Source organism: Cycloclasticus sp. PY97N (assembly GCF_002443175.1).
GTDB lineage: Bacteria > Pseudomonadota > Gammaproteobacteria > Methylococcales > Cycloclasticaceae > Cycloclasticus > Cycloclasticus pugetii.
Window position 1 is genome coordinate 1,528,247 of sequence record NZ_CP023664.1, and the last position, 11,545, is coordinate 1,539,791.

The window sequence follows — 11,545 nt, forward strand, 5'->3', positions numbered from 1 at the left end:
ATTAGCGAAGGTATTTAAATGCCTTTCTACCCGCATAAACAGCCTGCTCGCCTAACTCTTCTTCTATCCGCAGTAAACGGTTGTATTTAGCAACACGATCAGAACGACAAAGCGAGCCTGTTTTAATTTGGCCTGAGCAGGTTGCAACAGCTAAATCAGCGATTGTGGTATCTTCTGTTTCACCAGAACGATGAGATACGACTGATGTATAACCTGAATCATGCGCCATTTTAATGGCCGCTAATGTTTCTGTTAACGTGCCAATTTGATTAACTTTAATCAAAATCGAATTGGCGATATTTTTATCTATACCTTGTTTAAATATTTTAGGATTTGTAACAAATAAATCATCCCCAACCAATTGAACTTTATGACCCAATTGCTCGGTCATGTATTTCCAACCGTCCCAATCGTTTTCATCTAAACCATCTTCAATAGAAATAATTGGATATTGATTAACCCAGCCAGCTAAAAAGTCGGTCATTTCAGTAGAGTTAAAGCGTTTATTTTCCGACGCTAAGAAGTATTCTCCGTTTTCACAAAACTCAGAACTTGCCACATCAAGACCCAACGAAATATCATCACCAATCTTCAAACCAACTTGTTCAATGGCTTGTAAAATAACCTCAATTGCCTCAACATTTGATGACAAATCAGGTGCAAAGCCCCCTTCATCACCTACCGACGTACTTAAGCCTTTTTTTAGTAAAACCGATTTTAAGGCATGAAAAACTTCCGTGCCGTAACGCATCGCTTCACTAAAGTTAGGTGCGCCGACAGGTAAAATCATAAATTCTTGCAGATCAACACTGTTATCAGCATGTGAACCGCCATTGATGATATTCATCATCGGTACTGGTAACGTAAACTCGCTGTTACCTAAATAACGAAACAGTGGCAAACCACCTTCATTTGCTGCAGCATGTGCTGTAGCTAACGAAATACCAAGTGTTGCATTTGCACCTAACCGAGCCTTATTTTCAGTCCCATCAAGCTCAATCATTGTCTTATCAATCGCTGCCTGATTGCTTGCATCCATGCCCAATAAAGCATCTTTTAACTCGCCATTTACATGGCCGATAGCTTTCAGTACGCCTTTACCACCATAACGACTTTTATCGCCATCACGTAATTCGATCGCTTCACGTTCCCCGGTTGACGCACCTGAGGGCACCATTGCACTGCCAATAATGCCAGAGGCTAACGTCACATCCGCTTGCAAGGTTGGATTACCGCGTGAATCAAGAATCTCACGCGCTTTAATATCAACTATTTCTGCCATAACTTCCTCAAATAAATTATCTTAAAATTCGTTTTCAATAAACCCGGCTTGTTTAACCGCGTCATCGATTGTTTTCATAATGCTGAGTAATGCTTTCATTTTTTCTAATGGCACCGAATTAGGACCATCACTTAACGCTTTATCCGGATCAGGGTGTGTTTCCATAAATACGCCGGACACGCCAGCTGCCATTGCGGCTCTCGCTAATGTCGGCACAAATTCACGTTGCCCGCCAGAAGAACTTCCCTGCCCCCCGGGTAGTTGAACCGAGTGAGTTGCATCAAAAACCACTGGTGCATTTGTTTCGCGCATTACGGCTAATGAACGCATATCAGAGACTAAATTATTATAGCCAAAAGATGCCCCTCTTTCACACACCATGATATTTTGATTACCGGTCGAACGTGCTTTATCAACTACGTGCTTCATATCCCAAGGCGCTAAAAACTGCCCTTTTTTAATGTTAACCGGCAAGCCTGTTGCCGCCACTTTAGTAATGTAATTAGTTTGACGACATAAAAAAGCAGGCGTTTGTAACACATCAACAACAGAGGCCACTTCATCCATCGGCGTGTCTTCATGCACATCGGTAATAACAGGGAGATTTAATTGGTCTTTTACCAACTGCAAAACACGTAAGCCTTCTTCAATGCCAGGACCTCTAAAACCATCAATAGATGAGCGATTAGCCTTATCAAACGATGATTTATATATAAAAGGAATACCCAACTCATCAGTTATTTCTTTTAATTGACCGGCTGTATCAATCGTCATTTGCTCACTTTCTACAACACAGGTCCCTGCTATTAAAAAGAACGGCTGATCAATACCTACATTAAACCCGCATAATTTCATGATTTTTTTACTCTGTCGGTTGATCCTGAATACTCAATGGCTGCGGCAACAAAACTACTAAATAATGGATGTCCTGTTCTTGGTTTTGAGGTGAACTCTGGGTGAAATTGACAAGCCAAAAACCATCTATGCCCTGGCACTTCAACAATCTCAACTAAGCGCCCATCCATTGATTTACCAGAAATTTTAAGCCCTGCTGATTCAAACTGCTCTATAAAGGTGTTATTAAACTCGTACCGATGCCTGTGTCGTTCAGTAATAACATCTTTGCCATAAACCTTATGAGCTAATGAGCCAGGAGTTAATTGACATTTTTGACTACCTAAACGCATCGTCCCCCCCAAGTCTGAGCTTGCATCACGTGTCTCAATTTGCCCTTCCTCGGTTAACCATTCGGTAATTAAACCGATAACAGGGAAAGGTGAATCAGGCATAAATTCTGTACTATTTGCCCCTTCAAGGCCTATTTTATTGCGTGCATACTCAATAACAGCCGATTGCATTCCAAGACAAATACCTAAATACGGCACATCGTTTTCACGCGCATAACGGATGGTTGCAATTTTACCGTCAACACCTCTTTCACCAAAACCGCCAGGTACAAGAATAGCATCCACGTTATCTAATGCAGAGGTACCCTGATTTTCAATATCTTCGGAGTCAACCTTAACCACTTCCACCTGTGTTTTTGTATGTATACCAGCATGAATCAACGATTCCGTTAAAGATTTATATGCATCAGCATGATCAATATACTTACCCACTAACGCTATTTTCACGGTGTCGGTCGGTGCAAATAACCCATCAACAACAGCTTGCCAATCTGATAGATCAGCAGGAACCGTATCTAAATGTAATTTTTTAGCAACAATTTGATCCAGGCCTTGCTCATGCAACATCATTGGGATGCGGTAAATACTGTCTGCGTCTAACGCCGTAATAACCGCTTTTTCTTCAACATTGGTAAACAGTGCAATCTTTTTTCTCTCAGAGGATGGGATTGGGCGTTCTGATCGACAAATCAACACATCGGGTTGAATCCCAATAGTCCTTAACTCTTTAACAGAGTGCTGTGTTGGTTTTGTTTTAATTTCTTTTGCGGAAGCAATATAGGGCACCAGTGTTAAGTGCATGAACAGGCAGCGATCATCACCCAGCTCGACTCGCATTTGACGGATAGCTTCTAAAAAGGGTAATGATTCAATATCACCAACCGTTCCACCAATCTCAATCAGCGCGACATCAACGCCTTCTGCACTGTCTATAATATTCTTTTTAATTTGATCAGTAATATGAGGAATAACCTGAACTGTTCCCCCTAAGTAGTCGCCACGTCTTTCTTTTTTAATAACCGTTTCATAAATTTGGCCTGTCGTAAAGTTATTAGCCTTAGACATAATGCTGTTACTAAATCGCTCATAATGACCTAAATCTAGGTCTGTTTCAGCGCCATCATCTGTTACATACACTTCACCATGTTGAAATGGGCTCATTGTGCCAGGGTCGACATTGATATAAGGATCGAGCTTTGTCATGGTTATTTTTAAACCACGAGCTTCAAGAATAGTTGCTAATGAGGATGCACAAATGCCTTTCCCTAAAGAAGACACAACACCACCCGTAATAAAAATAAACTTAGCCATACAAACCTATGAAGTGAAAAATTGAATGCCAAGTATTATACGCGAATCAAATAATAAGAAAGCACTCGCAAGATATAATTAAGTAAAACTTAACGCTTATTTAATTCGCCAGTCAGGATGATCCCATTCAATAACATAACCTTGCTCGCCCTCTTTAGCTAAAAACCTTTCATCCAACCATAAATTAGCCACAGCTACTAAATGATCATCCAAATAAATCAACGGTATTGAATCTCTAACCCACGGAAAAATCTTTTCCTCATTAAGAAGTTTTTTTAATGCCTTGCTGCCAGATCTTTTTGCTAATTTAATCCGTTCACCACCTAGCCTATAACGAACCGAGGTAGTTGATGAGTCCCATAATACCTTATCTATCCCTTCTCCAACAGCCGTCGTTCTTGTGAGTATCCCTAGCAAATTAGGCAAGGTTAAGACTTCTCCACACCATTTAACTTTATGCAATATTAACTGTTCAGTTTTTGGTGTGTAAAAAAGACGGTTATCAAACAGTCTTACTTGATGATCTGCCCAAGCAATCAGCGTTGGTTTATTACTATCAATTTTTAGCATCGACTGTATTTGTTGCAAGATTTTCTTAGACGGTAGACGTACACCCTGTGTTTTAAGCCACTCCCGAATCATTAAACGCTGTGTTTCTTCTTTATTGCCTGCAAGTAACTGTATACTTAACTCATGTTCTACCGAATCACTCAACAGCTCCTTACTTAGTTCAGCAAGGACTTTAGACGCTTCGGCACAGTGGGAAGCAGATCGTGCAGTGGTTTTTGAAAAAGCAGGCCATCGGCTTTGTATTAAAGGGATGACTTCTTGGCGTAGAAAATTGCGGTCATAGGACACATCATAGTTGCTTGAGTCCTCAACCCATTTCAAACCTTTGTTTTTTGCATAGTGCAAAATGTGTTGTTTGCTCACCCTTAATAAGGGTCTTGAAATAAAACCTGCATTAAATTGATTAAACGAGGGCATGCTAGCCAAACCATCCACACCCGCACCTCTAAGTAATTGAAGCATTAGCGTTTCAGCTTGATCATCCTCATGCTGGGCGGTTAATAAAACACTGTGTTTATCTATAAACGTTGATAATGCAGCATACCTTGCCACTCTCGCCGCTTGTTCTGGGCCATCACCGTGCTTGTCCTGCGCATTCACCTGTATAGAATGAAAAGGAAAACCAAGCTCAGCCGTTATTTTTTTACAATGCTCAGACCAATGCACAGAATCATCGTGTAAACCATGATCAATATACACAGCCGAAAAAAATAGTGATTTTAACTGCTGCCTTAATATTGAACAGGCATGCAGCAAAACATGTGAGTCCACACCACCACTATAAGCAACAACGACCTTTGTAACACCCTCTATTGAATCAAGGTGCTGCTTAACAGTGTTAACAAGGTCATCCAATGTAGCACCTTAATTGATAAAGTTTAGCGTTGTTTAAGGCGATAAAGAAGCTAAATAGAATTAGGATTCTGTGAATTTTCCATAACTCATTAAACGATCGTAACGCTCAGCTAAAAGAGTTTCTATGGGTTTACTATTGAGCTCGGCGACCTCTTTGAGTAAAACCTCTTTGATTCTTTTTTTCATTAACGCTAAATCTTTATGCGCACCCCCTAACGGCTCTTCAATCACACCATCGATCAAGCCATTTGCTAATAACTTCGTTGAGGTGATTGCCATCGCTTCAGCAGCTTGAGATGCCTTTTCTGAGCTTTTCCAGAGTATCGATGCACAGCCTTCGGGAGATATTACCGAGTACGTACTATATTTTAATAAAAACAACTTATCACATACGCCCAATGCTAACGCACCGCCAGAACCACCTTCGCCAATTACAATACTGATAACAGGTGTTTTAAGTTTAGACATTTCAAAAAGGTTTCTTGCAATAGCTTCACTTTGCCCACGTTCTTCAGCACCAACGCCGGGGTAGGCACCGGGTGTATCAATAAACGTAATAATTGGTAAATTAAAACGTTCTGCCATATGCATTAAACGTAGCGCTTTCCGGTAGCCTTCAGGTCTTGGCATACCGAAATTACGTTTAAGTTTTTCCTTTGTATCTCGTCCTTTCTGGTGCCCAATCACCATAACAGGCATCCCATCTAGTTTTGCCAATCCACCTACAATAGCCGCATCATCAGCATAATGGCGATCACCGTGTAATTCGATGAAGTTATCAACAACACCATCAATATAATCTAAAGAGTATGGGCGTTTAGGATGACGCGAGAGTTTTGATATTTGCCAATCAGTTAATTTTGCAAACGTCGACTCCGTTAAAGACAGGCTTTTTTCTTGCAGCCTATCGATCTCTTTTTGGATATCAATTTCATTATCCGATCCAACTCGACGAAGCTCTTCAAGCTTTTCTTCAAGTTCAACAATCGGTTGTTCAAAATCTAAGTAATCTAAGTTCATAAGCTTATTTTATCTTGAGTCGATGAATTCAGCCAGCAAAATTCAATATCGAATAAAGCCTTGTTGTTCTGGCAATGCATTATGTAAATCTGTCAACAATGCATCTTCAGGTTTAATATTCCATTCATCCGGCAATAAAAGTGCGGATGATGCGCCGGGTAGCATCAATTTTATTTTAACCGGGCAATCACCACCACGGTATTTACTTAAAACAGTATGTAATTGATTAATTTTATTGTCTTGTTTTAGAACATCAGCGTCTAACTCTATCAATACATCTTTTATGAACCGTTTACGTGCTTGCTCAACTGTCATCACTGACTCAATACTAATTCTATTTTGCCCGGCAAAGTCATCAAAAGAGATGCTGCCTTCAATAACAACAATTTGCTCGACCTGTAATTGTTCGCTATAGGTCTCAAAAACCTCACTATAGGCCACAGCCTCCATGCGAGCGCTGCCATCATCTAACATAATGGTGGCAATTTTAGCACCACTTTTTGTTGGACGTGTACGGATATTTAACACCAAACCAGAGACGGTAATCGGTTTTCCTTTTGCACGCCGATACTGGCCTCCCCCTGGGGAGCTTAACTCCATATCATGTAAGGCTGCCAATTTTCCTGAAACAATATTGCTCATTTCATCTCGAACTGTATCAAATGGGTGCCCGGTTAAATACAGTCCAAGTATTGTCTTTTCATGTTTAAGGCGCTCATGCTCGCTCCAAGCTTTTACACGAACAGCATTAGATTTTTGAGTTGTTTCAACAAGGCTTACGCCGAACAAATCATTTTGCCCAGCCATCGCACTTTTCCCCTGCTGCTCAGCCACTTGAAGTACATTCGTTAATTGCTGCATCAGCTGTGCACGGTTTGTGTCAAAACAATCTAATGCACCCGCTCTGATAAGAGCTTCTTGCACACGACGATTTGCCTTTCTTAAATCTATACGATTGGCAAGGTCTTCATGACTAGAATAAGGGCCGTTAAGTTCTCTTTGTTGAATAATTGATTCAATAGCTCCTTCACCGACACCTTTAAGCGCCCCTAAGCCATAGATAATGTCGCCTTCTTCATTTGTCGTAAATCGATAGTAAGAGCTATTAACATCAGGCGGAAGAATATTGAGCCCCATATCACGACATTCATCGATGAACAAAACAACTTTATCGGTATTGTCCATATCTGAAGACAACACTGCGGCCATAAATTCTGATGGGTAGTGCGCTTTTAACCAAGCGGTTTGGTAGGCAATTAATGCATACGCAGCGGAGTGAGATTTATTGAACCCGTAGCCTGCAAATTTTTCCATTAAGTCAAAAATATAGGTCGCTACACTTTCTTCGACATTATTAGCAACCGCTCCTGTGGTAAACATCTCACGCTGCTTGGCCATTTCTTCGGGCTTTTTCTTGCCCATCGCTCGACGCAGCAAGTCAGCTGAGCCAAGACTATAGCCAGCTAAATCCTGAGCAATTTGCATCACTTGTTCTTGATATAAAATAACCCCATTAGTTGGCTCTAAAATTGGTATCAAGGTTGGGTGCGGATATTCTGCTTTTTTGCGACCATGCTTAACATTAATGTAATCATCCACCATGCCAGACTGCAATGGCCCTGGTCTAAAGAGAGCCACTAGAGCAATAATATCTTCAAAGGTGTCAGGGCGCAGACGACGAATCAAGTCTTTCATGCCCCTAGACTCAAGCTGAAAAACAGCTGTTGTTGCGTAATTTTTTAATAACTCGTACGTTAATTCATCATCGCGAGGTAACAGGTCAATATTAACGGCCTTTTCGCCCTTTGCGGCTAAGCGTTGATTTATATTTTGTAAGGCCCAGTCAATAATTGTTAATGTTCGTAACCCCAAAAAGTCGAACTTAACTAAACCAACAGCTTCGATATCGTCTTTATCAAACTGCGTCACCAGGTTTGCACCACCTTCCTCGCAATATAAGGGTGAAAAATCAGTTAACTTACTCGGAGCGATGACAACACCACCCGCATGTTTACCCGCGTTTCTTGCCACCCCTTCAAGCATTAGAGCTAAGTCTATTAGCTCACGAACCTCGTCTGATTCTTTATATGCGTTCAATAGATCAGGGCTTTCATCAAGTGCCTTTGTTAAGGTCATACCAATTTCAAAGGGGATTGCTTTTGCTAAGCGATCTACAAAACCATAAGGATGACCTAATACACGCCCCACATCACGTATAACAGCTTTTGCAGCCATACTGCCATAGGTAATAATTTGCGATACTTTATCTCGTCCGTATTTCTCACCGACATAATCGATCACCCGATCACGCCCATCCATACAAAAATCCACATCAAAGTCAGGCATTGACACACGTTCAGGATTTAAAAATCGCTCAAACAGTAAATCAAACTCTAGCGGGTCTAGGTCAGTAATTCTTAATGCATACGCAATAATAGATCCCGCACCAGAACCACGACCCGGGCCAACGGGTACGCCATTATCTTTTGCCCATTGAATAAAATCCGCAACAATTAAAAAATAGCCAGGAAAGCCCATCTGACAAATAACGTCTAATTCGCGCTTTAATCTGGCTTGATACTGGGCCCTTTTTTCATCATCAAACTTAATTCGATGAGAAGTTTCTTGAATTCGTTTCTCTAACCCTTTTTGTGATAAATCTGCGAAATATTCATCTATGGTCATACCTTTTGGAACGGGAAAGTCAGGTAAAAAGTTCTCCCCTAAACTAAGTTCAACATTGCAACGTTTTGCAATCTCTACTGTATTTTCAAGCGCTTCAGGTAAATCAGAAAAAAGCGCCAACATGTCTTCCTGACTTTTTAAATACTGCTGTTCGGTATGCGTTTTGACCCGCCTAGTATCAGATAATACACGCCCTTGATTAATGCAGACTCGCGCCTCATGCGCATCAAACTCCTCTGGTTTTAAAAAGCATGCACTATTAGTAGCCACTATAGGTGCATGATGCTTACTAGCTAAGGCTAATAACTGGTTATTTAACCCCTCTTCACCTGATCGACCAATACGTTGAAGCTCTATGTAAAAACGATCCTTAAAAACCTGCAACCAAGTAGATAACATAGTATCTGCTTGCTCTGTATCATTTGACTGAAGCGATGTTGAGAACAACCCGTCCAAACAGCCAGATAAGGCAATTAAACCTTCATTTTTCTCCAGTATTTTTTTACTGGTTAGATAGGCAACACCTTTATCTTGACCATTAAGATACGCCTCAGAAATTAATTCACACAGTGCTAAATAACCTTGTTGGTTTTGGGCCAGTAAGGTGATGATATATGGCTTTTTTTGCCCCACCGAATCTCTTATCTGTACATCCGCCCCAATAATAGGTTTGATGCCAGCAGCTAAGGCAGCACGATAAAACTTTACCGTGGCAAATAAATTAGACTGATCGGTCACCCCGATAGCTGGCATAGCTAGTTCAGCTACACGTTTGACCAATGGTTTTACACGAATAATGCCATCTACCAATGAATATTCGGTATGGTTCCTAAGGTGGATAAACTTGATGGCCTCACTCATGGTAATAATTTTCTCACTGGGGAAAATGATTGTCGGTAAATCGAAATAACACCCTGCTGGGCAAGTTTCATTTTATGATCAGGGGTCGGGTAACCGGCATGTTTTGATAGGCCATAACCGGGATATAACACATCAAGCAGGGCCATCTGCTCATCTCTATACACTTTTGCGATAATCGAAGCCGCGGAGATTTCAGCCACAAGGTTATCACCGCCTTTGATACATTCACCCGGCAGATCAATATCTGGATAGAATGTCCCATCAACTTTGGCATAACCTGCCTTAATATCCAAGCCATCAAATGCCCGTTTCATGGCTAACAAACTTGCCTGTAAAATATTAATTTCATCAATTTCAGCCACCTCTGCTCGACCAATTGACCATGCTTTAGCAGACTCGATGATCTGTTGTGCAAGCACCTCTCGTCTCTTTTTTGTCAACTTTTTTGAATCCATCAGGCCATCAATTGGTTTTTCATCATCCAGAATGACAGCCGCTGCAACAACAGGCCCTGCAATACAGCCTCTACCTACCTCATCTAAGCCAACAACCACCTTGTTCAAAATGAAACATCACCATTAATAACGCCTGACACAATGTTTGCAGCTTGAATATCAGCCTGACGTGTCAATTTTATTTTCATTTTATTAAATTCATTCACTATAGTTTGAGTCTTATCTTTATCTTGGTAAAAACTAACCAATTCTTCAGTTAACGTAGCGACTTTAATGTCATCTTGTAAATATTCTTTAACCAATTCTTTGCCTGCTATTAAGTTTGGCATCGATACGAAGGGTGCTTTTAGTAAATCGAATGTTTTAATGACCCATGCAGTTAGTGCTGATAATTTGTAGGCAACCACCATCGGTTTTTTAAACAACATCACCTCAAGCGTTGCTGTACCAGAAGCCACTAACACCATATTGGCAGCTGCAATCATTTCCGTAGTCGCCCTTACTTTTATCTCTAAATCGAGCGTCAACCCCGACGCTCTATAATATTCTTCAAATTTATCTGCAACCACTTGATCTGGCATTGGTACTAAAATTTTGAGTCCAGAAATATTATTTGAGCAATTATAGGCGGTCTGTAAAAATAAAAAACTATGTCGTTCAAGCTCACCAAGCCTGCTACCGGGCATTATTGTTAATACCGGTTGTTCACTGTGTAATCCTAAAGACTGTCTAGCCGCCTGTGTATTGATAGGATGTTGATGCTTATCGGCTAATGGGTGCCCTATAAAATAAGCTGGGACAGCAGTATCTTTAAAATAAGTTTCTTCAAAAGGAAAAATACATAACAAGGCATTTAACGAACCAATTAGTTTCTTAATTCGTTTTGGCCGCCATGCCCAAACGGTTGGGCTGACATAATGAACTGTTTTAATTCCTTTTTTATAGAGCTCGCGTTCTAGTTTTAGATTAAAATCGGGCGCATCTATCCCAATAAAAACATCTGGGTTCTCACTGATTATGATTTTTTTTAAGTGCTTTCTAATCCCCAGTAATTCCGGTAAATGTTTTATCACTTCAAATAAGCCAAAAACAGATAATTTAGACATCGGATAATACGATTGAAAACCTTCAGCTAACATTCTTGGTCCACCAATACCGGAAAACGTTGCATTAGGGTACCTTTCTTTCAATCGTTTTATTAGACCAGCACCCAAAATATCACCAGAGTGCTCACCGGCAACCAGCATAACTTTTATAGGTTTATCAATAATTGTGGGCATCATAGTAAACGCACGGTAATCCTTATGAAGCTTACCTGT

At 40.6% G+C, this 11,545-nt stretch carries 8 protein-coding genes; all 8 read right to left on the minus strand.

Translation table 11 applies throughout. The annotated features are described in order from the left end of the window. Position 1: 1 nt before the first annotated feature. On the minus strand, positions 2 to 1,282 hold the full coding sequence (eno, locus tag CPC19_RS07555) for a phosphopyruvate hydratase (RefSeq protein ID WP_016390759.1): 1,281 nt from the start codon (positions 1,280 to 1,282) through the stop codon (positions 2 to 4). A gap of 21 nt (positions 1,283 to 1,303) precedes the next feature. Then, the gene (gene kdsA, locus CPC19_RS07560; protein WP_016390760.1) at positions 1,304 to 2,137 is read right to left on the minus strand and encodes a 3-deoxy-8-phosphooctulonate synthase; all 834 of its coding nucleotides are present in this window, start codon (positions 2,135 to 2,137) and stop codon (positions 1,304 to 1,306) included. Beyond that, positions 2,134 to 3,780, minus strand: coding sequence for a CTP synthase (locus CPC19_RS07565; protein ID WP_015005838.1), 1,647 nt, complete (start codon positions 3,778 to 3,780; stop codon positions 2,134 to 2,136). The genes kdsA and CPC19_RS07565 overlap by 4 nt, the downstream gene beginning before the upstream one ends. Positions 3,781 to 3,876: 96 nt before the next feature. Beyond that, the gene (gene tilS, locus CPC19_RS07570; RefSeq protein ID WP_016390761.1) at positions 3,877 to 5,205 is read right to left on the minus strand and encodes a tRNA lysidine(34) synthetase TilS; all 1,329 of its coding nucleotides are present in this window, start codon (positions 5,203 to 5,205) and stop codon (positions 3,877 to 3,879) included. 60 nt (positions 5,206 to 5,265) lie between these two features. Beyond that, positions 5,266 to 6,225 (minus strand): acetyl-CoA carboxylase carboxyl transferase subunit alpha, encoded by a 960-nt coding sequence (accA, locus tag CPC19_RS07575; RefSeq protein WP_016390762.1) that lies wholly within the window; start codon positions 6,223 to 6,225, stop codon positions 5,266 to 5,268. A 42-nt stretch (positions 6,226 to 6,267) separates the two neighbouring features. Beyond that, positions 6,268 to 9,771 (minus strand): DNA polymerase III subunit alpha, encoded by a 3,504-nt coding sequence (dnaE, locus tag CPC19_RS07580; RefSeq protein WP_016390763.1) that lies wholly within the window; start codon positions 9,769 to 9,771, stop codon positions 6,268 to 6,270. Next, a complete protein-coding gene (rnhB, locus tag CPC19_RS07585) occupies positions 9,768 to 10,334 on the minus strand; it encodes a ribonuclease HII (protein WP_016390764.1) in 567 nt (188 codons plus the stop codon). The genes dnaE and rnhB overlap by 4 nt, the downstream gene beginning before the upstream one ends. Continuing rightward, positions 10,331 to 11,509 carry a lipid-A-disaccharide synthase gene (gene lpxB / locus CPC19_RS07590; protein WP_016390765.1) on the minus strand — a complete coding sequence of 393 codons (1,179 nt, stop codon included), beginning with the start codon at positions 11,507 to 11,509 and terminating at the stop codon, positions 10,331 to 10,333. The genes rnhB and lpxB overlap by 4 nt, the downstream gene beginning before the upstream one ends. Between the last annotated feature and the right edge of the window lie 36 nt (positions 11,510 to 11,545).

Excerpts from the sequence above, each read along its gene's own strand:
- accA (WP_016390762.1), bottom strand. The coding sequence starts at position 6,225 with ATGAACTTAGATTACTTAGATTTTGAACAACCGATTGTTGAACTTGAA.
- dnaE (WP_016390763.1), bottom strand. The coding sequence starts at position 9,771 with ATGAGTGAGGCCATCAAGTTTATCCACCTTAGGAACCATACCGAATAT.
- lpxB (WP_016390765.1), bottom strand. The coding sequence starts at position 11,509 with ATGATGCCCACAATTATTGATAAACCTATAAAAGTTATGCTGGTTGCC.
- CPC19_RS07565 (WP_015005838.1), bottom strand. The coding sequence starts at position 3,780 with ATGGCTAAGTTTATTTTTATTACGGGTGGTGTTGTGTCTTCTTTAGGG.
- eno (WP_016390759.1), bottom strand. The coding sequence starts at position 1,282 with ATGGCAGAAATAGTTGATATTAAAGCGCGTGAGATTCTTGATTCACGC.
- kdsA (WP_016390760.1), bottom strand. The coding sequence starts at position 2,137 with ATGAAATTATGCGGGTTTAATGTAGGTATTGATCAGCCGTTCTTTTTA.